Below are 23984 nucleotides of genomic sequence, written 5' to 3' on the forward strand. Positions count from 1 at the left end.
GATGATATTTCGATATCTTGCGTAGTTTGAGACCGACCGAAACCTGCGACAGAAGGGAACGGCACGTGTCCAACGATGCCGGCCTTCAGGCGCTCCGCGAGGCGGCGCGTCTATCTCCGGACAACCTCCCCCTGCGCCGGCACCTCGCCGGGCAGCTCCTGGCCATGGGCTACCTCGCCGACGCCGAGGCGGAATTCCGCGCGGCGCTCGTGCTCTCACCCAAGAACCCGGACATCCTGGCCGGGCTCGCGGAGGTCTTCGTCCGGCAGAGCGCCTTCGGTGCGGCACTCGCCGCGCTCGAACCGCTGCTGGAGACCCCCGGCTACCCGCCCAGGCTGGGCGTGCTGGCGGCCAGGGCGCTGATGGGCGAGGGCGACATGGGGCGGGCGGCGTACCGGTACTTCGAGGCGATCTCCAGGGACGCGTCCCTGGCCGACGCCGACCTCGCCGCCCGGCTGACCCCGGCCCCTCAACGACCGGCCCCTGCCCCTCAACAAGCGGCGCCTCAACAAGCCGCCCATCAACAAGCCGCGCCCCTCTACGCCGCGCCCCAGCAGGCGGCGGCGGATCAGGGCGGCACGGCCGAGGTCGAGCGCGCCGGGCTCACGTTCGCCGACGTCGCCGGGATGGAGACGGTCAAGGAGGCGCTGCGGATCAAGCTGCTGCTGCCGATCCAGCAACCGGACCTGTTCGCCGCCTTCGGCAAGCGGGCCGGCGGCGGCGTCCTGCTCTACGGCCCGCCGGGAGCCGGCAAGACCCACCTGGCCAGGGCCGCCGCCGGCGAGCTCGGCGCGGCGTTCGTCAACGTGGGCCTGGCCGACATCCTGGACATGTACGTCGGCTCCAGCGAGCGCAACCTGCACGCCACGTTCGACCTCGCCCGCCGCAACCGCCCCTGCGTGCTGTTCTTCGACGAGGTCGACGCCCTGGCCGCCCGCCGCTCCGACATGCGCCAGGCGCACACCCGGCAGCTCGTCAACCAGTTCCTGGCCGAGCTCGACGGCGTGGACCAGAGCGCCAACGAGGGCGTCCTGGTGCTGGCCGCCACGAACGCCCCCTGGTACGTGGACGCCGCCTTCCGCCGCCCGGGCCGCCTCGACCAGCCGGTGTTCGTACCGCCGCCGGACACCTCCGCGCGCGCCGCCATCCTGCGCATCCTGTGCCGCGACAAGCCGCTGACCGAGATGGACTTCGACGCGGTGGCGCGGGCGACCGAGCACCTGGTCGGCGCCGACCTGAAGGGCGTGGTGGACCGGGCGGTGGAGGCCAAGCTGCAGCAGTCGATCAGCGCCGGCCGCCCCATCCCGCTGACCACGCCCGACCTGCTGGCCGCCGCCAAGACCGTGAAGCCCACGGCCGTACGCGAGTGGATGGCCACCGCCCGCAACTACGTCATGCACGCCAACGACTCCGGCGCCTGGGACGAGCTGATGCCCTGGGTCAAGGGCAAGTGGTGACGGTCGCCGATCCGATCGAGCGGGCGCGTACGCTCCTGCGGATGCGCCGCCCGGCCGAGGCGGAGCGGGAGCTGCGCGGCCTGCTGGCCCAGGAGCCGCAGCACATCGGCGCGCACGCCCTGCTGGGCCTGGCCCTGATCGAGCAGCGCCAGGTCTCCGAGGCCCTCGACGAGGCCCGCGCGGCGGTGGGGCTGGCGCCCGACCAGTGGTTCACCCACTACGCGGCCGCCCAGGTGTACTACCGGGCCCGCCTGCCCGAGGAGTCCCTGGCGGCCGTCCAGGCGGCGCTGAACCTGCAGCCCGAGTCGGCCGACACGTGGGAGCTGCTGTCGCGGATCCACATGCTCAGGGACGAGTGGCCGCAGATGGCCGACGCCGCGCGGCGCGGGCTGAGCATCGATCCGCAGGACTCCGACCTGGTCAGCCTGCTGGCGCTGGCCTGCACGAACCTCGGGGACGCGCACCAGGCCAGGAACGCCGCCGCGCACGCCGTACGGCTCGACCCGGAGAGCGCCACCGCGCACTTCGTCGTCGGCACCGCGGCGCTGAGGTTCGGCGACCCGCGCGGCGCGGCGGACGCCTACCGCGAGGTGCTCCGTCTCGACCCCGGTTACGCCCGGGCCAGAGATCTGCTGGTCGCCGCGCTGAAGCAGCGCAACCCCCTGTTCAGAGGGCTGTCCAAGCTGCGGGGCAGGTTCCCCGGCGGGTGGCGGCTGATCTTCCTGCTGCCCGCGGTCCCGCCCGTCATCGCCGTCTTCGTCATCATGGCGGTACTGCACTGGGTGGCCTGGATCGCCGAGGCGTGGACCACGTTGCGGCTGGCCCGCGCCAGGGCCACTCAACTGCTCTTCGAAGGCCCCGAGGCGCGCGTGGCGCTGGCCTGCTGCGGCCTGGTGGTCGCGGGCGCCGCGCTGCTGACGCTGGGCATCGCGCTCGGCCAGGACGCGATCGGCACCGCGGGCGCGGCCGTCATGACGCTCGTCACCCCCGTCCAGGAGGCCGCGCACACCGGCGCGCCACGGGGACGCCAGGTCCTGTACGGCTGGGCGGGCCTGCTCGCCGTGGCCATCGTCGTCTCTATGGTCATCGGGTCGCCGGTGGTGGCGCTGCTCAGCGTGTACGCCGGCCTCGCCACGGTCTGGCTCGCCACCCTCGTCCGCGGCAGACCGGTGGGCTCGGGACTCTAGAGCAGTGTCCCGCCCATCACCTCGAACCTGGCCAGCCGGTCGTCGGGGTCACCGCCAACACGCCCGAAGAGGTCTTCGAGGCGGTGACCAGCGGACTCGGCGTGGTGCTCGTGGCGAAGGGGAACGCCACGCTGTACAACAGACCGGGAATGACCTACCGGCCCGTTACAGGGCTGCCTCCCGGGGAACTGGCGATTGCCTGGCGCGAAGGTGATATGAGCCCACAAGTCGTGGCATTCATCGACGCGTTGCGACATGTCACTACTAAGGTCTGAACGCGATATCGGACCACGCTGAAGGGCGACCCAATGAGCGACTACACGATCACCTTCGACCTGATCGACGCCGACAAGGACGGCCGGATCTCGGCGGTCGAGCTCGTCCGGCTGATGGAGGTGCTCGGCCAGCCCGTGACGCTGGACGCCGCCCAGGAAGGGGTACGGAAGCTCGACAAGGACGGCGACGGCCTGATCGACGTGGAGGAGTTCGGCGCCTTCCTCCAGAAGTGACAAAAAACAAGCGATTGCTCCACATACTCTTGTTGCCTGGGTCACAATGGCGGCAGGAGGGACGATGGCCATCAAGAGTGACATCAGCGAAAGCCGGACACCCGCGGACATCGTGAAAACGCTCAGGGCGGGCATCGGCCGGGTCTCAGAAGAGGTGATCGAGGAGATCCAGGCCCGGATCCCGGAATATGCCCGGCCCTCGGACGAGATCTACATCAAAGTCGTGCGCACGGCGGTCGAGCAGGCCATCGAGGGCTTCCTCGACCGCATCGAGAGCCCGGACGCCCCCTGGAACCCCGAGCCGTTCCGCATGATCGGCAAGGGGGAGGCGGCCGAGGGCCGCAACCTGGAGCCGCTGCAGGCCGCGATGCGGCTAGGAGCCCGGGTCGGCTGGCGGCGGCTGACGGAGATCGCCGAGCCGATGGGCCTGACACCCCAATCCCTGTACGACCTGGGCGAAGCCATCTTCGTCTACCTCGACCAGCTCGCCGACGCCGCCGCCGAGGGCTTCGAAGAGGCCAGGGCGCACGCCGCCGGCGAGATCGAACGCCGCCGCGGCCGCCTGCTCGACCTGCTCCTCACCCAGCCGCCCGCGAGCGCCGAGGCCATCTCCGATCTGGCCAAGGCGGCCGGCTGGCGACTGCCGAGGACCGTCGCCTGCGTGGCGCTCGACGACCAGCACGGCACCCGCCGCGTTCCCCCGCTGCCGCCCGACGTGCTGACCGGCCTGGGCCGCCCCACGCCGTGCCTGCTCGTGCCCGACCCGAGCGGTCCAGGCCAGGCGCAGATGCTGGAGCACACGCTGCGCGGCCACCGCGCGGCCATCGGCCCCGCCGTACGGCTGGCCGCCGCCGCGACGTCGCTGCGGTGGGCCGGGGAGGCGCTCGAACTGTCGCGGCGCGGCGTCCTGCCCGCCGGGCTGCTGCGGTGCGAGGACCACATGGCCACGCTGGTGGTGTTCAAGGACGAGGAGCTGGTCAGCGCGCTGGCCGAGGCCCGCCTTGCGCCCCTGGCCCACCTGCGCCCTGGGCAGCAGGACCGGCTGGCCGAGACGCTGCTGGCCTGGCTGCGGCACGGCAGGGGCGCCGGCGAGGTGGCCGCCAGGCTGCACGTCCATCCGCAGACCGTGCGCTACCGGCTGCGCCAGCTCGAAGAGCTCTACGGCGACCAGCTCGCCGACCCCGACATCCGGTTCGAGCTGGAGATCGCGCTACGGGCCCGGCAGGCGAGCCGCTGAGCCCTCCTCTGCCGGTGGACGATCCTTCGCATCGAATATCAGTTTTTCCCTTCGTTGGGATCGTCACCCCATCGGTAGCCTGTTCCCATGCCGACGCCGGTGATTCTCGACTGTGACCCCGGTCATGACGACGTCTTCGCGATCTGGCTGGCCGCCGCGAACCCCGAGATCGACCTGCGCGCCATCACCACCGTCGGCGGCAACGGCCGGCTGAGCCACACCACCTACAACGCCCGGGTGGTGACCGAGCTGGCCGGGATCACCGGGGTGCCGATCTCGCCGGGCGCCGACGCCCCGCTGGAGCGGCCGCTGTCGCCGGCCGAGTGGATCCACGGCGCCAACGCGCTGGGCGGCCCCGAGCTGCCGGTGCCCACGGTGGAGGCGGATCCGCGCACCGCGATCGAGCTCATCAGGGACACGCTCGACGCGCCTGGTGAGCCGGTGACGATCGTGGCGACCGGGCCGCTGACGAACCTGGCCCAGTTCGTACGGGCGCATCCGGAGCGGCTGTCCCGGATCAGGGAGATCGTGTGGATGGGCGGGTCCACGGGCCGGGGGAACATCACCCCGTACGCCGAGTTCAACGCCTGGACCGACCCCGAGGCGGCGGCCATCGTGCTCGGCTCCGGGCTGAGGTTCACGATGATCGGCCTCAACGTCACCCACCAGGCGCTGGCCACGCGCGAGGTGATCGCCAGGATCGGCGCCGTCGGCACCAGGGCGGCCGCGTTCGGGGTGGAGCTGCTCACCTTCTTCAACTCCACGTACGAGATCGACCAGGGCATGCCGGAGGGCCCGGTGCACGACCCCGTCGCGATGGCGCTGGTGGCCCGGCCCGCGCTGGTGACCACGGTGCCGGCCAGGATCGACATCGAGCTGCGCGGCACGGAGACGGCCGGGGCCACCAGCGTCGACCTGCTGAACAAACTGAAACGCCCGCCCAACGCCCACGTGGCGACGGGCCTCGACGTCGAAGGCTTCTGGGACCTGATCGAGGACGCGCTCCGCGCGCTGTCCTGAACGAGCCGGGGCGCGGCCGGCCGCGCCCCGGCCCAGACGGTGACCTACGGAACTTCGAAGGTCTTACGGGTGTTGGCGCCGATCACCTCGATGCCCTTGGTGCCGATGATGCCGTCGAGCGGCAGCGACACCGTGTAGGGCGCGGTGGCGGGCAGCCCGACACCGGGCAGCGAGCCGACGACCTCGATTCCCCAGAACTCCGGCTGCCTGATGTAGACCAGCGGCGACAGCTCGACCTTCATGTTGAGATAGGGCTTGGTGCCGCTGACGATCAGGATGAACGTGTTGGGCACGATGCCCGGCACGACCCTGGCCTCTTCGAAGTCGATCAGCTTGACGGACGCGGGCGCCGGCAGCTCGGCGAACTGCTCGGCCTGGTTCTCGGACATGATGAATCCCCCTTGCGAAATGGACGAACCCCCAACGGTCACGATCAGCGACGCTGAGTTACCGGCCGGTGACCGTGTCTTCGTGGCTCCGAAACTCTCACGGGCCGTACAGGGGAGCAATGTCCACTCCGCGGGGGTCACGGGACCCTGGCGGTATGGCCAGGGCCAGTGATCAGACCCGTCTGAGGACCACCATGTCGCTGCGGTAGTCGGCGCCGATCGGCTCCCACGCGGGCGGCCTGATGCCGGTCGCCATGAGCACGGAGCCGTGCCAGCGGGTGCCGTCCAGCTCGTAGAGCGCGTCGGGGTCCAGGCCGGTCAGGCGGAGCCGGCGCGGGCCGCGCTTGCCGTCGCCGATCGGGTTGTAGACCAGGACCACGACCTCGTCGCCGAGGACGTACTGCACGGCCGAGCGCTCGATCCCGGGCGTGCCCGCCAGCCGGTACTGGCGGCCGTGCTGCACGGTCGCGCGCACCTCCTTGTACCGCTCGACCAGCTCGGCCGCCGACTCCAGCTCGGCGGTGCTCCACTCCGACAGGTCGCCGCCGATCCCCAGGACGCCGGCCATGGCCACGTGGAAGCGGTAGCGCAGCGGCATCGCCCGCCTGGTGCTCGGGTTGGGCGAGTCGGTGACCCAGACCGACATCGTGCCGGCCGGATAGAGCTGGGAGAACCCGTGGTGGATGCCCTGCCGGTCGCGGGCGTCGGTGTTGTCGGACGGCCACACCTCGTCGGTGTGACGCATGATCCCGAAGTCCGTACGGCCGCCGCCGCCGGCGCAGGACTCGATCCGCAGCCCCGGGTGGCGCTCGCGCAGCGACTCCATGACGCGGTAGACGCCGCGCGTGTGCTCGATCCAGACCCGGTCCTGGGCGGCGCCCCGCTCCGGCCAGCCGGCCTGGGTGAACGGGCGGTTCATGTCCCACTTGAGGTAGTCGAGACCGAGTTCGGTGACCAGCCGGTCGAGCAGGCCGAGCGCCCAGTCGCGGACGTCGTCGCGGGCGAAGTTGAGCACGAGCTGCCGGCGCTTCTCGTCCCTGCGCCGGTGCTCCATGTGCAGGGCCCACTCGGGATGCGCGCGGTAGAGCTCGCTCTCCTTGCTGAGGCCCTCGGGCTCCACCCACAGCCCGGTTCGCAGACCCAGGTCGCGGATGCCGTCGAACATGCCGCGCAGCCCGTCGGGGAAGCGTTCGCGGTGTGGGAACCAGTCGCCCAGCGAGGTGGTGTCGTCATCGCGCGCGCCGAACCAGCCGTCGTCGATCACGAACAGTTCGACGCCGATCGAGGCCGCGATCTTGGCCAGGTCGAGCTGCCCCTCCTCGGTGACGGCGAACGTGGTCGCCTCCCAGGAGTTGTACAGCACCGGCCGCTCCTCGAAGGGCGTGGGCAGCACGTGGGCGCGGGCGTAATCGTGCCAGGACCGGCTGGCCGCCCCGAACCCGCCGCCGGAGTAGAGGCCCAGCGCGACCGGCGTGACGAGCTCCTCCCCCGGGCCGAGCGTCCAGCGCAGGCCGTCGTGGCCGAAGCCGCCCGAGACGCAGACCCCGCCCTCGGACCGGTGCGTGGTGGTCAGGCGCCAGCTTCCGCTCCAGGCCAGGGCGACGCCCCAGACCTCGCCGTGCTCCTCGGTGGCCTCGCCCGCGTCGATCATCACCCACGGGTTCGCGATGTGGCTGGTGATGCCCTGGCGGCTGGTGAAGGTCAGCTCGCCGACCGGCAGCGGCCCGCGCTGGAGCCGCATCTCCTCGGACCAGGCGCCGTGGACGCCGCTGTAGCGGTACGCCGCCGCGTCGGGAATGAACCAGTTGCCCGAGTCGAGCCGGGTGACGGCCGCCTCTGAGCCCGTCCTGACGGTGGTCCAGCGTTCGATGACGTCGGTGTCATCGTGGGTGCGTACGGACAGCACGACCTCGAACGGGTGGTGCGCGTCGGCCAGCGCGAGGTCGAGCCGCTGGGCGCCGCCCTCGTCGTGCACCTGCGCCCCAGTGAAGCGCAGTTCGAGCGAGCGCGCGTGGCCGAAGGTGACCTGCAGCGACGGCGAGCCCCACCGCGTGCCGCCGTCCACCGGCAGCAGTTCCTCGATCTCGGCGGGGGTGGCGAAGCTGGAGACGTGCCGCGCGGGCACGGTGGTGACCTGGCGGGCGGCCTCGGGCGTGAGCCTCGGGCCCCAGTACGTCTGGCGCGGCGTGGCCTCCCCCGTCCGGGGGTCTGTCTCCACGCCGAGCACGTACGTGGTGGCGGGCGTGATGACCGCCCACTGGTGATCGTCGAGAGGAATGACAGGCATCGGCGTCCCCAGAGCTGCTGGATCGATCAGGCCGCAGGAGGTTAACCCGCATTCGTGCACTAGGTCAATGAATTGAGCGCCGTTTCGGGCAGATCGAAGAGTGCTGTCTCCTTCTTACTTGACGTCATGAATAAAATGGCCGCGTGTTCCCACAGATCGGGCGGCTCACGGACGCCATGCGGTCGGTGTTCGTCGAGCTGCTCGTGCACGGCCCTCTGTCCCGGGCGGAGGTGGCCCGCAGGCTGTCGTTGTCGCCGTCCGCGCTGACCAAGGTCACCAGGCCGTTCATCGAGGCCGGCTACCTGCTGGAGGCGGCCGGAGAGGGGCCGGCGACCGTCGGGCGGCCGTCGCAGCCGCTGCGGGTGGACGCCTCAAGGATGTCGTTCGCGGGGATCAAGCTCACCGCCGACGACCTGTTCGCCGTGCGTACCGACCTGGGTGCCAGGGTGGAACGGGAGACCTCCAGGCCGCTCGCGAGCCATGACATCGGCCACGTGCTCGGCCAGATCGTCGAGGTGGTCGAGGAGCTGACCGTGCCGGGGCGGCCGCTGTCGGCCGTGGGCATCAGCCTGGCGGGCACCGCCACGCCCAGTGATCCCGTGGTGCACACCTCGCCGTTCCTGGGCTGGAGCCGGCTGCCGCTGGGGCGGCTGGTCGAGGAGGCCGTGTCGGTGCCGACGGTGCTGGACAACGACGTGCGGGCGCTGACGGCCGTACAGCAGTGGTTCGGCGAGGGTGTGGGGCACTCGTCGTTCGCGCTGCTCACGGTCGGGGCGGGGATCGGCTGCGGGCTCGTCATCGACGACCGGCTGGTCTCCGGGCGGTCCGGGCTGGTCGGTCACCTGCGGATCGACGACCGTGGCCCCATGTGCGAGCGGGGGCACCGGGGTTGTGCCCGCGCCTACGCCAGCTCGCCGTCCATCCGCCGCTCGATCGCCTCGACGCTCGAGCGGCCCGAGCTCACCTTCGACGACTGCCTCACCCTGGCGGCCGACGGCGATCCTGTCGCACGCCGCGTCCTGGACGAAGCCGGAGCCGCCCTGGGCCAGGTGGCCGCCACCGTCGCCAACCTCACCGCGCCCGAGCTGATCGTCCTGTCCGGAGAGTCGGTCCACATGTACGACGTCTGCGCCCCCGCCTTCGACGCCGCCCTCGCCCACCACACCCACTGGACGGCCACCCCCGTACGAGTGGCCGTCAAGCCCTTCACCTTCAACGAATGGGCCAGAGGCGCCGCCGTGACCGCCCTCCAGCACCTGCTGCTGAACCGCTGAGAGCCGGGGCGGACAGCACTGTGGCCGGCCACGCACCAGCGTGCGTGAACCGGCCACAACGAGAGGTTCAGGAAGCGTGCAGGTAAACCTGTCCGAAGACCTCCGACAGGTTCTTCAGGTCGGTGGCAAGGTCCACCTCGGGCTTGGCCGGGTCGTAGACGGTGGCCAGCCGGGGCCGAACGGTGGCGAGCTTCTTGAGCTGCTCCCAGGTGACGTTGGCCGCCCACTTCTCGCCGTACACCCGGCTGACCTGCCCCTGGTCGTTCTGCCAGCGGGTCCACAGCGTGACCGTCTCGGCCGCGTCGTCCTGGAGCGGCGTCGCGATGCGCTCGGTGATCGCCTTGGTGGCCTGCTCCTCGGTGAGCTTGGCGGTGCCGGTGGCGGCGAAGGAGGCGTCCTCGGCGGCGATCTGCGCGTAGGCGTCCCAGGCGCGGGCGCGGACCTGGATCCACTGGTTGCGCTGGGCCTCGGCGGCGTCGATCTTCCAGGTGGCGAACTCGGTGCCCAGGTGGCCGCTGTCGAGGGAGAGCTGGTCGATGGTGCCCTTGGCGAGCCAGCTACCGATGCGGTCGGGGTCGATCAGCGGGTACTTCTTGGTGATCTCGGCCTTGCAGGCGTCGTTCGCGCCGCAACCGAACACCGGCACCACCGTGTGCGCGGCCATCTTCTTGCCCGGCAGCAGCGCCCGCAGCGCGGTCGTGGCCTCGGTGACGAACTTGTCCAGCTCCTCCGCCGTGGCGAAGTTCTGGTTGTAGCCGAGCTGCGAGGTGAACCTGACGCCCACGACGTTCGGCTGCTCGACGGCCAGCGCGGCGATCTTCTTGGCGGCCTCGGCCAGCTTGCCGGCCTTGAAGTCGTCGGCCAGCTCGGTCTCGATCCAGACGCGCATGCCCGTCGGCGCGACGGTCTGCGTGGCCTTGCCGGCCGGGGTCTCCATGGCGGCGGCCTTCTCGGCGGCGCTCAGCCCGTTGCCGTCCACGAAGCACGACTCGCCGTTCTGGCACTCGGGGGTGCCGCCGTCCTCGGCGCCCGGGACGTCGGGGCCGTCGACGTCGTGCAGCTCGCCGTCGCCCTCGGAGTCGGTCGGGCAGACGTTGCCGTCCTCGCTGCAGTCGATCAGGATCGGGTTCAGCGGCCCGGCCTCTTTGAGGTTCTCGCTGTCGTTGTCCAGCCAGAACTTCGCGATGTCCAGCGCCTCTTCCGGCGTGGCCATCCAGGTGCAGACGACGTACGCCGGGGTGTCGGCGGACAGCAGGTCGTTACAGCTCTTGGGATCGTCCTGGGACCAGGCGGGAACGCCGATGCCAAGGAGCGAGAGGGTGAGTCCGATGACGAAGACCTGCCGTAGCCGGAGTCTCATGGCACCTTACTTCCAGGGGGTGATCGCGGGCATATCGCACAATATCTGGACGATCAACAACGTTCAATGAGATCTATGGCGTTCTTCACGCCATTCTCGACGCGAAGTAGCCGTCCCAGTTGCGCCGATTTTTCGCGATATTTCGGTACGGCGAGCAGCCGCGCCGCCAACTCGTCCCTGGTCAGCGCCTTGATCGGCAACGGCGCCGGCCCCACGCCCAGCGCCGCCACCCTGCGTCCCCAGAACGGCTGGTCGGAAAAGAACGGGCACACCACGTTGGGCACTCCCGCCGTCAGCCCTGTTCCCGTGGTCCCCGCGCCTCCGTGGTGAACAATCGCCGTCATTCGCGGAAACAACCCATCGTGCGCCACCTCGCCCACCACCCGCACGTCGTCGTCCGCCGCCACGGGCAGGCCCTGCACCACCCCGCGCAGCCGCGCCCGCCGCAGCGCCGCGACCACCTCGCCGGCCACCCGCTCCGGCTCGTCCGGCGCCATGCTCCCGAACCCCACGAACACGGGCGGCGCCCCGGCGTCGAGAAAGTCCTCCAGCCCGCTCTCCCGGGGTCCCGGCAGCCGCCAGTAGCCGGTCATCCGCACGTACGCGGGCCAGTCCGCCGGCATGGGCACCACCAGCGGGCTGACCCCGCAGAGCACCGGCACCCGCGCCCGCCGGTCGGCCGCGAACGGGCTGCCCCGCAGCGGCCCCAGCCCCAGCACGCTCGCCCGCAGCCGGTTCACCATCCGGCCGAGCATCAGCCAGCCGAGCCGTTCGACGAGGGCGTAGCTGGCCCGGTTGGCCAGCGGTCCGAGGGTGGCGAGGGGCACCAGCGGGTTGGGGAACTCGCGGGTGGGCTCGCTGGGCTGGAAGTGCAGGATCCGGTACGGCATGCCGTACCTCTCGTGCAGGTGCCGGCCGAAGGCGCCCAGGGCGGGGGCGAGCACCAGGTCGGCGTCGGCACACGCGGCGTCCACCTCGGTGACCAGCCTGGCGGCCAGCGGCTCCACCACGGTCCTGAACCCCCGTACGAACCCCAGGGGCCCGCTCCGCAACCACCGCCGCCCCTCCTCGCTCGTCACGACCGCTTCGGGGTCCACGCCGAGCGGCACGAACCGCACGCCCTCCCCCAGGCCCGCGTACCGGCCGGCCGCGACCAGCGTGACGTCGTGCCTCCGCCCGGCCAGCCCCCGAGCCAGCGCCGCGCAGGGCTGTACGTCCCCCCGCGACCCGACCCCGAGCACCGCCACCCTCATGGCAGGCTCACCAGGCTGACCAACGCCCCGGCCAGCACGAGCCCGGCCGCCACCAGCAGCCCGGCCGCGTACCCGGTGGCGAAGCTCCCGGCGCCCTGCACGATCACCCCGACGGCAGCAATCCCGAAAAGTCCAGAAATTTCGCGGCTTACCGAGAAAACGCCCCCGGCCACCCCCGCCCTCGACTCCGGCACCGCCCCCAGCACCGCCGACCCCAGCGGCATCGTCAGCGCCGACCCCACCCCGATCGCGCACACGGCGGGCAGCAGCCGCTCCCACCCGTCCCCCATCTCCAGCGTGGCCGCCAGCACCATCCCGAAGGCCACGAGCACGAGCCCGGCCGCCACCGTCCGCCCGGCCCCCAGCCGCCGCTCCACCGCCGGCACCAGCGGCGTGACCAGCACCACCAGCAGCGCCAGCGGCACGAACGCCAGCCCCGACGCCGTCGGAGTGAACCCGAGCACCCCTTGCAGGAAGATCGCAGTGTAGAAGAACACCCCGTTCACCCCGAGCCCCCACAGCACCTGGGCGACCACCCCGCCCGCGAAGCTCCGCACCGCGAACAGCCGCGCCTCCACCATCGGATCCCGGGCCTCCCGCTCGGCCACCACGAACGCCACCGCACCTCCTGCGCAGGCGAGCAGGGCGACCAGGACGACCGGCGACCCCCAGCCGTACTCACCGCCATGGATCAGCGCGAACGTCCCCGCCGCCAGGAACACCACCGAGGCCACCACCCCGGGCACGTCCAGCGGGCGGCCGTCGCCCCGCGCGCCGGGCACCACCACGGCGGCCAGCCACATGATCGCCAGCCCCATCGGCACGTTGACCAGGAACACCCAGCTCCAGTGCGCGTGCTCGCTGAGATACCCGCCCGCCACCGGCCCCAGTGCCAGCGCCGCCGCCCCGGAGGCCATCCAGACGGCCACGCCCATCGACCGCTGCCGCTCCTCCCGCCCCGCCAGCACGGCCAGCGTCGCGGGCAGGATCAGCGCCGCCCCGGCCCCCTGCGCCAGCCGGGCGGCGACCAGGACCTCGATGGAGCCGGCCAGCCCCGCCGCGAGCGAGGCCGCCGTGAAGACGCCGAGCCCGGCCAGCAGCACCCGCCGGTGCCCGTGCACGTCGGCCAGCCGGCCGCCGGCGAGCATGAGGCCCGAGAAGGTCAGGATGTACGCGGTGGCCACCCACTCCAGGGCGGCCAGCCGGGCGCCGAGATCCCGCTGGACGCTGGGCAGCGCGACGGTGACGACCGTGTTGTCCAGCGTGGTCATGAACCCGGCCAGCCCCACGACCGCGAACAACGGCCCGGCCCGGCGTACCCGGAGGTCGACGCTCACTCGTCCACCCACGTCCACCCGGCGCCGCCGGGGTCGGCCCGCACCCGCCGGTCCCGCCCGACCGCCACCTTCACCCATGTGGGCCGCGCCGGATCGGCGGCGGGCAGCGGCACCGGATCGGTGTCGGCGCCGAAGATGGCCGGCCGCCCCCGGAGGGTCAGCCGGGACGGCACGTCAACGACGACAGGCGGGGCTGGGGGTAGTGGTGGTGGCGGGGGCGGTTCGGGCTCGTGGATCTCGATGCGCCGGTGGAAGCGCCGCCACGGCCTGGGCAGCCACCAGTTCGCCCCGCCCAGCAGCCGCATCGAGGCGGGCACCAGCAACGCCCGTACCAGGGTGGCGTCCACCACGATCGCCACGAACATCCCCACCCCGAGCAGCTTCACGATCGTGATCCCGGCCGTCGAGAACGCCCCGATCACCACCAGCAGCAGCAACGCCGCACTCGTGATCACCCCGCCGGTCTGCTGCAGCCCCGCCGCCACCGCCGCCGTGTTGTCCCCGGTCCGCAGCCACTCCGCCCGCACCCGCGACAGCAGGAACAGCTCGTAGTCCATCGACAGCCCGAAGACCACGGCCAGGATGAGCACGGTCACGGTCGCCTCGATCGACCCGGTGGAGGTGAAGTCCAGCACCGAGGCCAGGTGGCCGTCCTGGAAGGCCCACACGATCACCCCGAACGAGGCCCCGATCGACAGCACGTTCATCAGCAGCGCCTTCACCGGCAGCACCAGCGACCCGAACGCGGCGAACAGCAGCACCCCGGTGACCGAGCAGACCACCAGCCCCATCCATGGCAGCGTGGCGAGCAGGCTGTCCTGTAAGTCCAGTTGGGCGGCGGTGATCCCGCCGACGACGACCCGGCGGGTGTTCGGCTCCAGCGGCATGGCCCTGATCGACCGGACGAGCTCCCTGGCCTCGGCCGACATCGGGTCCCGGTCGTAGCGCACGGCCAGCCGTACCGCGCCGTCGTCCTGCGACAGCCCGGCCACCTCGACCGCCGTGACGTGCGGCAGCTTCTTCAGCCGGCTCACGAGGGGCCGCACGTCGGCGGGGGTCACCGACGTGACGGCGCTGATCGGCGTGTGCCCCTGCGCGAGGGGCCCAGGACGGGCCGGCGCCTCGGTGAAGGAGCGTTCGACCAGGACGTGGACGTCGATCGGCGCCATGGAGTTCTTGGCGAAGTCCCGGTCGAGGGTCTCGGCGACCCGGCGGCCCTCGGAGGCGGCGGGCAGCACCCGGTGGTCCACGTTCCCGAACGAGACGTGCAGGAACGGCAGCGCCAGCGAGACCAGCACGGCCGTCACCACCACCAGGTACAGCAGCGGCCGCCGCATCACGCTCGACGCCACGGCGTGCCACAGCCCACCCTCCCGCCGACCGAAGTCGGGGGTGAGCCGCAGCGCGTTCACACGCGGCCCGAGCACCCCCAGCACGGCGGGCAGCACGACCAGCGCGGCGACCATCGCGACCAGCACCACGGCGGCCGCGCCGAGCCCGATCGAGCGCAGGAACATCTGCGGGAACAGCAGCAGCCCGAGCAGCGCCGTGGCCACGGTCAGCCCGGAGAAGGCCACGGTGCGCCCGGCGGTTGCCATCGTGCGCACCACGGCCCGCTCGTTCGAGGCCCCGGCCGCGATCTCCTCCCTGAACGCCTTGAGCACGAACAGCGAGTAGTCGATGGCCAGGCCGAGGCCGAGCATGGTGACGACGTTCAGGGAGAAGACGGAGACCTCGGTGACCTCGGTGAGCAGCCGTAACAACACCAGCGCGCCGAGCACCGCGAGCAGCCCGACGACCAGCGGCAGCCCGGCCGCGACCAGGCTGCCGAACACCACCACGAGCAGCACCAGCAGCACCGGCATGGCGATGGCCTCGGCGCGGGCGAGGTCGGCGGCGGTCTGGTCGTTGAGCTCCGTCAGCAGCGGCACCGAGCCGCCGACGGAGACATAGAGGTTGGGGACGCCTCTGAGCCGCCGCTCGATCGCCGCGTAGCCGTCCCGCTTCGTCTGCGGGCCGCCCTTCAGCGTGACCAGCGCGTACGTCGAGTGCCCGTCCCTGGACACCATCTTCTTCGACCCGGTCGTCCAGTACGTCGTCATCGCCCGCACGTACCGGCCAGGCAGCCGGCGCAGCGAGTCGTGCACCGCCTTCTTGAAGCGCGGGTCCCTGGCCTTGACCTTCGGGTGCCGGTAGAGGACGACCACGTCGGGGGCGTGGCCGCCGTACCAGTCGTCGTTCCAGCGGGCGGAGGTCGTGGAGTCGGCGCGCGGGTCCTCGAAGCCGCCGTCGGCCATCCGCCCGAACAACTGCAGCCCCAGCGGCGCCAGCAGGACCGCCGCCGCCAGGCTCAGCACCAGCACCGTCCACCGGCTGCGGTAGACCAGCCGGCCCACCCTTTCAAACAAAGGCGCCCTCCTGGTACGCCCGCAGGCACGCCCGCCGGGCGATCTTCCCGCTGGACGTCCTCGGCACGGCCCCGGCGGCGGTCAGCACGAAGTCGTGCACCGCCAGTTCATGAAATCTCCGGACAGCGGCCCGCACCGCCCGCCCGACCTCCTCCGCGTCCGCTTCCCACCCTTGCCGCGACCGCTCGGCCACCACCACGAGCCGCTCCGTTTCCTCCCCCGGCACCGCGAAAGCCGCCACCCGGTCCCGCCGGACCGCCGGGTGGGCCTCCTGCACGGTGGCCTCGATGTCCTGGGGATAGTGGTTGCGCCCGTCCACGATGACCAGGTCCTTGATCCGCCCGGTGACGTACAACCGGCCGTCGTACAGCACGCCGAGATCGCCCGTGCGCAGCCAGGTGCCCTCGGCCCCGTCCAGCACCGCGCCGAACGTCTCCGCGCTGCGCGCCGGATCCCGCCAGTAGGCGCGGGCCACGTTCGGCCCCTGGACCCAGATCTCGCCGACCTCGCCGCCGGGACGTTCGCGCCCGTCGTCGCCGGCCACGCGGACCAGCGCGCCCTCGGGACGCCCGCAGGCGACGAGCGTGCTGCGCGGGCCCGTGCCCGTGTGCGGCACCGCCCGCCCATCCCGCAGCGCGTCGCGGTCGAAGCCGGTCACCACCGGCCGTTCGCCCCGGCCTGTCGCGGTCACGAAGACGGTGGCCTCGGCCAGGCCGTACGCGGGCGTGTGCGCCTCGGGCCGCAGCCCGCACGCGGCGAAGGCGGCGTCGAACGCCTCGATGGCGGCCGGCCGCACCGGCTCGGCGCCGTTCAGCATGACCTTGACGCCGGACAGGTCGAGCCCGGCCTTGTCGGCGGCGCTCACGCGGGCGGCGGTGTACTCGTAGGCGAAGTTGGGGCCGCCGGTGAACACGTCGTCGAACTCCGACAGCAGCCGCAGCCACCGCACCGGGCTCATGACGAACGCCACCGGGTCCATGAACGCCGCCTGGTTCCCGCCCACGATCGGCATCGCGACGGTGGCGACCAGCCCCATGTCGTGAAAAAGCGGTAACCACAGCGCCGCCACCGAGGTCCTGGGCATGGCCCGGAACGACTCCCAGAGCTGGAGGGCGTTGGCCGTCAGGTTCGCGTGGGTGATCTCGACCCCGGCGGGCGCGCGGGTGGAGCCGGAGGTGTACTGCAGGTAGGCCAGGTCATCGGGGCGGATCCGGGTGGGCTCCCACTCGTCGGCGAGCAGGTCGGAGATGGTGTCCACGGTGACCACCCGCTTGGGCGCGGGCGCGGTGGCCAGGAAGTCCGTGACGCCGGGCAGCGCGGCGGTGGTGGTCAGCACGACAAGGGGGTCGGCGTCGGCGTAGGCCCCGGCCAGCCGCTCGGCGTGACCCGGCAGGCCGGGCGCGAACAGCGGCACCGCGACGAGCCGCGCGTACATCGTGCCGAGCATCGCCACCACGTAGTCGAGCCCCTGCGGCGCGAGCACCGCCACCCGGTCGCCGGGACCGGCCAGCTCCCGCAGCCGCACGGCCAGGGCCCTGGCCTTGAGGTCCGCCCGGCTCCAGGTGAGCGTGCGCCGCGAGCCGTCCCCGAGGTGATCGACGAACGTGTACGCGGGCGCGCCCGGGATCTCCCGAGCCCACCGGGCCACCTGAGCGATCAGCGGGTCGCGCATTCCTGGCTCCCCTCGCCGTCTGCAGGGACCTAGCAAGGTAGCGGGAGAAGCGGGCGCGATTCTTGCCAACCGCCTGCACATTCCGCGACCGGTCTTGTTGGCAGAGTGACAAGAAATAACCGCACGACAGGGCGCGGGACACCAGGCAGAATGGTGTGGTTTGGCGGTTTTTCAGGGGGTTCTCGCCGGTGCACACTTCACTCAACGATCTCGGCCTGCTCCGGGACCACCGGTTCACGCTCCTGCTCTCGGCGCGCACGATCTCCGTTCTGGGCAGCGCGTTCGCCCCCGTGGCCCTGGCGTTCGGCATCCTCGGCCTGCCCGGGGCCACCGCCTCGACCCTGTCGGCGGTGCTCGCCGCCGAGGCGCTCCCGATGATCGCGTTCATGCTGGTCGGCGGCGTGATCGCGGACCGGCTGCCGCGTCAGCGGGTGATGATGGCCGGTGAGTTCCTCATGGCGGCCGGGTTTCTCGCGCTGGCGTTCATGCTGCTCACCGGCTGGACCCCGCTGTCCGCGATGGTCGCGGCGGCGGCGCTCACCGGGATGGCCACGGCGGTCACGTTCCCCGCGCTGACCGGGATCATCCCCGAGGTCGTGCCCGCGGATCGGCTGCAGACCGGCAACGCGCTGCTCGGGCTGGGCGCGAACGCCTCCCGGGTGGCCGGCGCGGTGCTGGGCGGCGGCACGGTGGTGCTGTTCGGGGGCGGCTGGGCTCTGGTGGTGAGCGCGACCATGTTCGCGGTGGCGGGCGTGCTGGTCGCGCTGCTGCGGTTGACGCCGGACCCGCGGCCGCAGGACGAACCGCCGTCGAAGCCGGGCGAGCAGCCGCGGGCCGAACGGCACTCGGTCCTGAAAGACCTGCGTGACGGGTGGCGGGAGTTCAGCTCACGGCAGTGGATCTGGGTCGTGGTGGCGCAGTTCTCGCTGATGGTCATGGCCATCCAGGCCGGGCACGGGGTGCTCGGCCCGCTGATGGCGAAGGAGACGCTGGGCGGGCCCGTGGCCTGGTCGGCGTTCCTGGTGGGCGAGGCGGTCGGGACGATCGCCGGGGTGGTCGTGTCGATCCGGGTGCGGCCGCGCCGGCCGATCCTGGTGGCGGTGCTGCTGTGCCTGCCGACCGCGCTGCCCTACCTGCTACTCGGGCTCGACGCGCCGCTCTGGGCGATCGTGGCCGGGGCGTTCGTGTTCGGTGTGTGCTTCGACGTGTTCGGCGTGCTGTGGCAGACGACGATGCAGCGCGAGGTCCCGGCCGACGCGCTGTCGCGGGTGAGCTCGTACGACATGCTCGGGTCGATGATGTTCGGGCCGATCGGGCTGCTGCTGGCGGCGCCCGCGGCCACCCTGTTCGGTACGGAGCAGGCGCTGCTCGGCTGCGGTGTCCTCGTCGTGGTGTCGACGCTGGCCACGCTGCTGTCCCCGGGCGTGCGCAACCTGCGCGCGCCCGAGCCGTTGGGAGCGGTTCACGCCGACCTGAAGTAGGCGTTGGCCCTGGGCTGGAACATCAGGGCCAGTGCCCCCAGCACGGCCAGGACGTGCAGGATCCTGCTGCCCGCGAAGACCAGCTCCATCGCGTCCGCCGCCGCGACGGCCTCGCCGATCGAACCGCCCGCCAGCAGCCACCTGACGGGCTCGATCACGAGCGACAGCGTCCCGAACACGCCCAGCGTGCCGGCCAGCGTCCAGCGCGCCCAGTTCGCGCCGTCCTTCAGCCGGAGCGCCAGGAAGACCGCGCCGGCGAACACGGCCAGCCGGAACCCGGCCTGGGGCAGCAGCTCCAGCACCGGGGTGCCCTCGAACAGCAGGCCGCCGATCATCAGCACGGCCTCGAACGCGCCGAACGCGACCGCCGCCAGCCAGAGCATGGCGGCGGTGTGCACGACGGGCGGCGGGACCTGCTGGGTCGTACGGGACTCGATGAGGGTGCTCATGACGGACCTCCAGGGACGTGGGGTGACCTATGAAGTGTCCGTCGTGAGCAGGGCTCGTATCATGCCCGTCATCCCCCGAGTACGGGTAAGGCCCGCCCTACCCGATCCGGCCGCTCGTCCTCAGTCCGCGGGTGGGGGTCCGCTCGTGGAGACCGAAGCGCGGCTCGGGCGCGTACTCGCCGTCGAGCGCGCCCGCCACGTAGCCGGCCAGCGCCGGGGCGTGCTTGAAGCCGTGGCCGGAGTCGCCGCCGAGCAGCCACACGCCGGGCGACGCCTCGGCGAACAGCCATTCGGCGTCGGGGGTGAGGGCGTACTGGCAGACCTGGGTGAACAGCACCGGCGCCGACGCCAGCGCGGGGAACCTGCGCGCCAGATAGCTCCTGGCCTGCTCGACGCTGCCCGCGTCGACCACCCGGGGGCCCTCCTCCGGCTCGTACGGCGGCCCTTCCGCGTCGGAGGTGGCCTTCATCCCCACCCCGTCCACGTCGCCGTGCCCGTAGGCGGAGGTCCCGTGGTCGACCCAGGCCGGGGTCTCGGGCACCGACCACGCGGGCGGCACCGCGAAGTGCAGCGTGTCCTGCTTGGTCACGGTCAGCGGCAGCCCGTCGAACAGCGCCGGCAGCCACGCGCCGCACGCCCACACCACCCGGTCGGCGTGCCGCACCTCGCCGTCGATCTCGACCGCGCTCAGATACGGCTCCGCGTCCCCCTTCACGGGTGCGGCCCGCCCTCTGACCAGCCGGACGCCCGCGGCCACCGCCAGCGCGGCGGTCACCTGAGTGGCCCGCCGAGCCCTGATCACGCCCGCGTGCGGCTCCCACAGCAGAAAACTGAGATCGTCGCCACGGAAGTCGGGGAAGAACCGGCCGCAGTCGGCGGGGTCGAGCACCTCACACCCGATGTCCAGATTTTTCAGGACCTGGGCGCTGGCGTGCTCCCACCCGTCCGGCCGGCCGGCGAACCAGACCATGCCCGACTCCAGGTAGAGCTCCTCGCCGGCCCGCTCGCCCAGCCGCCGCCAGCCGTCCCTGGCCTGCCAGGCGAGGCGGGCGTACCAGTCGTCCGCGCCGTGCGAGCAGCGCAGCAGCCGGGTCTCACCCGCGCTGGCCTGGCGTACGTGGCCCGGCCTGTGCTGCTCGACCAGCGTCACCCGCCACCCGGCGTCGGCCAGCCGCAACGCCACCGATGAGCCCCAAATGCCCGCTCCGACCACAATGACCGATTTCATGTGACCACGGTGACCGAAAGGGGACGGCGCACGCAAGACTCACACGATGATGAGCCGCACGACGACCCCCGCGCAGTTGCCCGCGACGCAGATCCGCACCGGGACCTCGGAGATGCCGGGCTTCTCGGGAACGCCGCCCACCTGCCCGTCGGGGCCGATGCTCACGCCTTCGGGCAACTTGTCGAAGTCGGTCACCGTGAAGGTGGGCACCACCCCGGTGGGGCCGCCGTTGATGCCGATCTCGCCCTTCAGCGCGGTGCCGGCCTTGCCGGGGAAGGTCAGCTCGCGCGGCTCCCACGGCACGTTGCCGAGCACCACGAGCGTGAGGTCCTGCACGCGGCACGCCTGACCGGCGCAGACCTGGACGGGGGCGACGTAGGTGCCCGAGCGCTGCGGCCTGCCGGTCAGGTGGCCGCTCTCGTCGACCTTGACGCCGACGGCGAGGTAGGCCGGGCGGAACCTGACGCCTTTCGTGGTGGGCAGCAGCCACTGGCTCACCTCGATGCCCTCGGTGAGGTAGAAGGTGTCCTCCACCAGGCTCTCGCCCGCGGGGTCGAGCGGGGTCTGCCGGGCCATGGGAGTCATGGGCAGGGTGATCGCGGGCACGGCAGGGGAAAGCGCGCACACGGCCAGCCCGGCAAGCAGGAGAACCCACCTTTGCCGCATGATTACCCCCCGGCGTCTCTACGCGGTACGTACCCTCTTCACCGCCTGCTTATGGCCTCACTTCGCCAGGTGAGCCCCTGGATAATCGAGCCCATGGCCGCTGAATCCGCCCAGACCCTCGAACGCGGGCTTCGCCTGCTCCGACTGCTCGCCGACGGCAAGGGCGGGCGCACGCCGACCGAGCTGAGCACCGAGTTGTCGCTGAGCCGGCCCGTGGTCTACCGGCTGCTGACGACGCTGCTCGGCGAGGGGTTCGTGCGCAGGGACGCCGAAGGGCGGGTGCACCTGGGGTTCGGGGTGCTGGCGCTGGCGCAGGCCGTACAACCGTTGCTGCGCGCGGCGGCGGTGCCGACGCTGCGGCGGCTGGCCGAGCAGGTGGGCGCGACCGCGCACCTGACCGTGGCCGAGGGTGACGACGGGCTGGCCGTGGCGGTGGTGGAGCCGTCCTGGACCGACATGCACGTGGCCTACCGCGAGGGCTCGCGCCATCCGCTTGCCAGAGGGGCGGCGGGGCGGGCGATCCTGGCGCTGCGCGAAGGGCGGCACGACTACTTCGTCACGGAGGGGCAGTTGCAGGAAGGGGCACGAGGCGTCGCCGCGCCGGTCACCGGGCTGCCGTGGCTGGAGGCGTCGGTGGGGGTGGTGACGTTCGGGCCGCTGGAGGAGTCGGCCGGGCCGCGGGTGGTGGCCGCGGCCGCGGAGCTGGCCGCCGCGCTGAGTTGACATCTCCAGACCGATAGCGGACGGTAGTTACATATAGAGGACATCGTTGTCCGCTTATCGGACACTTCGGTGTGACGGTCAGGAGGGGCGGATGCCGTACTACCGCGTCGTGGGAGAGGTGCCGCGCAAACGGCACGTGCAGTTCAGGCGGCCGGACGGCGGCCTCTACGCGGAGGAGCTGATGGGCGAGGAGGGCTTCTCGTCCGACTCCTCGCTGCTCTACCACCGCCACCTGCCGACCGCGATCATCAAGGCGGAGGCGGTCACGCCCACCGCGGAGACCCGCCTGGAGCCCAACCTGCCGCTCTCGCCGCGCCACTTCCGCACCCAGGAGCTGGCCGGCGCGGGCGACCTGGTCACGGGCCGGGTGCTGCTGGCGGGCAACGGCGACGTCCGATTGTCGTACGCCACCACCGACCAGCCCAGCGAGCTCTACCGCAACTCCATGGGCGACGAGTGCGTCTACGTCCAGAGCGGGCGCGTGCGCTTCGAGTCCACCTACGGCGCGATCGAGGCCGGCGAGGGCGACTATCTCGTCGTCCCGACCGGCACCATCCACCGCTGGGTGCCCGACGGGCCGGTCAACGTGCTGGCCATCGAGGCGTCGGGGCACATCAGGCCGCCCAAGCGCTACCTGTCGCAGTACGGGCAGCTCCTGGAGCACGCGCCCTACTGCGAGCGCGACCTGCGCGGGCCCGCAGAGCCGCTCATCGTCGAGGGCGAGGAGGTGCCGGTGCTGGTGCGCACACGGGGCGGGCTGACCAGGCTCGTCTACCGCGACCATCCGTTCGACGTGGTGGGCTGGGACGGCTACCTCTATCCGTTCGCGTTCAACATCAACGACTTCGAGCCGATCGTGAAGCGCACGCACGCGCCGCCGCCGGTGCACCAGACGTTCGAAGGGCCCGGGTTCGTGGTGTGCTCGTTCTGCCCGCGGCCACTGGACTACCATCCGGAGGCCATCCCGATCCCGTACAACCACCACAACGTGGACTCCGACGAGTTCATGTTCTACGTGGGCGGCGACTACTCCGCGCGCAAGGGGTCCGGCATCGACGTCGGCTCCATCTCCCTGCATCCCGCCGGGTTCACGCACGGGCCGCAGCCGGGGGCGGTCGAGGCGGTGATCCGGGCGGTCGCGGAGGGCGTCACGACGACGAACGAGATGGCCGTCATGGTCGACACGTTCCGCCCGCTCGACCTCGGCCAGGGCGCGCTGTCCTGCGAGGACGCCGGATATGCCTGGACCTGGGCACGATGAGCCTCTACAGCGCGCTGGTCGACGACGCGGGCCTGTTCCCGCCGACCTCCCTGCACATGGACGAGGCCCTGGCCCGCAACCGGCGCGACGCCGAGCGCGGCGGCCGGGTCCTCACGCACCGCTTCCTCTGCCCGTCCAGCCGGCTCGACCGGCTGCGCGGCAAGGACTACCGGCCGCTGCGGATCGGGCTGATCGTGGACACCGAGAAGCTCCCCGACTTCGGCGACCTGCCCATCGACTTCGTCGAGGCGCCGCTGCCGGCCGACACGCCCGTCGAGGCGCTGGCCGACCGGTTGGCCCTGCCGGCCGGCATACGGCTCTTCGCCGAGGTCGTGCCCAGGAAGGGCATCATCGACGTGCCGCCGGGCGCGGGGCTGAAGGTGCGCTGCGGCGGCACGACGGCCGACCGGTTCCCGACGGCGGAGCATCTCGGGCTGTTCATCAGGCAGTGCGTGGAGAGCGACGTGCCGTTCAAGGCCACGGCCGGGCTGCACCACGCCGTCCGCCACTTCGACCCGACGCTCGGCGTCGACCGGCACGGCTTCCTCAACCTGCTGCTGGCCGTCTGCGAGGCTGTGGACGGGCGCGATCCGGTGCCCGTCCTGCGCACGACCGACGTCGGCCACCTCGTACGGATCGCGCACGCCGTACAGGAGGACACCGCCAAGCGGGCGCGGCGGCTGCTGGTGAGCTACGGCTCCTGCAGCACCGCCACCCCCGTCGAGGACCTGCGCACACTCGGCCTGATCGAGGAGGATTCGTGAGCGAGTGGACAATCAGACACGG

20 protein-coding genes are annotated in these 23984 nt (G+C 71.9%); 10 read left to right on the forward strand and 10 right to left on the reverse strand.

What is annotated here, in order from left to right; genetic code table 11:
- Positions 1 to 65 precede the first annotated feature (65 nt).
- The 5 genes from C4V41_RS47950 (at position 66) to C4V41_RS47970 (ending at position 5410) form a co-directional block, all read left to right on the forward strand.
- Positions 66 to 1457, forward strand: coding sequence for an ATP-binding protein (locus tag C4V41_RS47950; protein ID WP_103962734.1), 1392 nt, complete (start codon positions 66 to 68; stop codon positions 1455 to 1457).
- Entirely contained in the window at positions 1454 to 2644 is a 1191-nt protein-coding gene (locus C4V41_RS47955) for a tetratricopeptide repeat protein (RefSeq protein ID WP_146104055.1), read from the forward strand. Before C4V41_RS47950 ends, C4V41_RS47955 begins: the two co-directional genes overlap by 4 nt.
- Before the next feature lie 308 nt (positions 2645 to 2952).
- Positions 2953 to 3153: an EF-hand domain-containing protein gene (locus tag C4V41_RS47960; protein WP_103962736.1), complete on the forward strand. Its 201-nt coding sequence runs from the start codon at positions 2953 to 2955 to the stop codon at positions 3151 to 3153.
- Between the two features lie 64 nt (positions 3154 to 3217).
- A complete protein-coding gene (locus C4V41_RS47965; protein WP_235030846.1) occupies positions 3218 to 4390 on the forward strand; it encodes a helix-turn-helix domain-containing protein in 1173 nt (390 codons plus the stop codon).
- Positions 4391 to 4477: 87 nt separating this feature from the next.
- Complete coding sequence (locus C4V41_RS47970) at positions 4478 to 5410, forward strand: nucleoside hydrolase (RefSeq protein ID WP_103962738.1); 933 nt, start codon at positions 4478 to 4480, stop codon at positions 5408 to 5410.
- A 44-nt stretch (positions 5411 to 5454) separates the two neighbouring features.
- On the opposite strand, the gene C4V41_RS47975 is transcribed toward C4V41_RS47970, so the two are convergent.
- Both C4V41_RS47975 and C4V41_RS47980 read right to left on the reverse strand, forming a co-directional pair.
- Entirely contained in the window at positions 5455 to 5799 is a 345-nt protein-coding gene (locus C4V41_RS47975; RefSeq protein WP_103962739.1) for a hypothetical protein, read from the reverse strand.
- Between the two features lie 172 nt (positions 5800 to 5971).
- Complete coding sequence (locus C4V41_RS47980) at positions 5972 to 8086, reverse strand: alpha-galactosidase (protein ID WP_103962740.1); 2115 nt, start codon at positions 8084 to 8086, stop codon at positions 5972 to 5974.
- 143 nt (positions 8087 to 8229) lie between these two features.
- On the opposite strand from C4V41_RS47980, the gene C4V41_RS47985 reads away from it, so the two are divergent.
- Positions 8230 to 9360, forward strand: coding sequence for an ROK family protein (locus C4V41_RS47985; RefSeq protein WP_103962741.1), 1131 nt, complete (start codon positions 8230 to 8232; stop codon positions 9358 to 9360).
- Positions 9361 to 9427: 67 nt separating this feature from the next.
- Here C4V41_RS47985 and C4V41_RS47990 read toward each other — a convergent pair whose 3' ends face one another.
- The 5 genes from C4V41_RS47990 to C4V41_RS48010 are packed head-to-tail and all read right to left on the reverse strand — an operon-like array spanning position 9428 to position 17390.
- Positions 9428 to 10720, reverse strand: a complete 1293-nt coding sequence (locus C4V41_RS47990; protein ID WP_103962742.1) for a hypothetical protein — start codon at positions 10718 to 10720, stop codon at positions 9428 to 9430.
- Between the two features lie 53 nt (positions 10721 to 10773).
- The gene (locus tag C4V41_RS47995; protein WP_103962743.1) at positions 10774 to 11973 is read right to left on the reverse strand and encodes a glycosyltransferase; all 1200 of its coding nucleotides are present in this window, start codon (positions 11971 to 11973) and stop codon (positions 10774 to 10776) included.
- Positions 11970 to 13310 (reverse strand): MFS transporter, encoded by a 1341-nt coding sequence (locus C4V41_RS48000; RefSeq protein ID WP_235030847.1) that lies wholly within the window; start codon positions 13308 to 13310, stop codon positions 11970 to 11972. The genes C4V41_RS47995 and C4V41_RS48000 overlap by 4 nt, the downstream gene beginning before the upstream one ends.
- A complete protein-coding gene (locus C4V41_RS48005; protein WP_103962745.1) occupies positions 13307 to 15718 on the reverse strand; it encodes an MMPL family transporter in 2412 nt (803 codons plus the stop codon). The genes C4V41_RS48000 and C4V41_RS48005 overlap by 4 nt, the downstream gene beginning before the upstream one ends.
- Positions 15711 to 17390, reverse strand: coding sequence for a fatty acyl-AMP ligase (locus C4V41_RS48010; RefSeq protein WP_103962746.1), 1680 nt, complete (start codon positions 17388 to 17390; stop codon positions 15711 to 15713). Before C4V41_RS48010 ends, C4V41_RS48005 begins: the two co-directional genes overlap by 8 nt.
- Positions 17391 to 17578: 188 nt before the next feature.
- Between C4V41_RS48010 and C4V41_RS48015 the strand changes: the two genes are divergently transcribed.
- Entirely contained in the window at positions 17579 to 18871 is a 1293-nt protein-coding gene (locus C4V41_RS48015; protein ID WP_103962747.1) for an MFS transporter, read from the forward strand.
- Here C4V41_RS48015 and C4V41_RS48020 read toward each other — a convergent pair.
- The 3 genes from C4V41_RS48020 to C4V41_RS48030 all read right to left on the reverse strand — a co-directional run bounded on the left by C4V41_RS48020 (position 18853) and on the right by C4V41_RS48030 (position 21214).
- The gene (locus C4V41_RS48020) at positions 18853 to 19320 is read right to left on the reverse strand and encodes a hypothetical protein (RefSeq protein ID WP_103962748.1); all 468 of its coding nucleotides are present in this window, start codon (positions 19318 to 19320) and stop codon (positions 18853 to 18855) included. The genes C4V41_RS48015 and C4V41_RS48020 overlap by 19 nt on opposite strands.
- Before the next feature lie 97 nt (positions 19321 to 19417).
- Positions 19418 to 20548, reverse strand: coding sequence for an NAD(P)/FAD-dependent oxidoreductase (locus tag C4V41_RS48025; RefSeq protein ID WP_103962749.1), 1131 nt, complete (start codon positions 20546 to 20548; stop codon positions 19418 to 19420).
- Positions 20549 to 20587: 39 nt separating this feature from the next.
- Positions 20588 to 21214, reverse strand: coding sequence for a hypothetical protein (locus C4V41_RS48030; RefSeq protein ID WP_146104056.1), 627 nt, complete (start codon positions 21212 to 21214; stop codon positions 20588 to 20590).
- 93 nt (positions 21215 to 21307) lie between these two features.
- On the opposite strand from C4V41_RS48030, the gene C4V41_RS48035 reads away from it, so the two are divergent.
- The 3 genes from C4V41_RS48035 (at position 21308) to C4V41_RS48045 (ending at position 23962) form a co-directional block, all read left to right on the forward strand.
- Entirely contained in the window at positions 21308 to 21937 is a 630-nt protein-coding gene (locus C4V41_RS48035; protein WP_103962751.1) for an IclR family transcriptional regulator, read from the forward strand.
- Between the two features lie 91 nt (positions 21938 to 22028).
- The gene (locus C4V41_RS48040; protein ID WP_103962752.1) at positions 22029 to 23198 is read left to right on the forward strand and encodes a homogentisate 1,2-dioxygenase; all 1170 of its coding nucleotides are present in this window, start codon (positions 22029 to 22031) and stop codon (positions 23196 to 23198) included.
- Positions 23195 to 23962, forward strand: coding sequence for a hypothetical protein (locus C4V41_RS48045; protein WP_235030848.1), 768 nt, complete (start codon positions 23195 to 23197; stop codon positions 23960 to 23962). The genes C4V41_RS48040 and C4V41_RS48045 overlap by 4 nt, the downstream gene beginning before the upstream one ends.
- The last annotated feature ends 22 nt before the right edge of the window (positions 23963 to 23984 follow it).

Origin of the sequence: Nonomuraea solani (genome assembly GCF_900108335.1) — a bacterium.
In the GTDB taxonomy this organism is placed as follows: domain Bacteria; phylum Actinomycetota; class Actinomycetes; order Streptosporangiales; family Streptosporangiaceae; genus Nonomuraea; species Nonomuraea solani.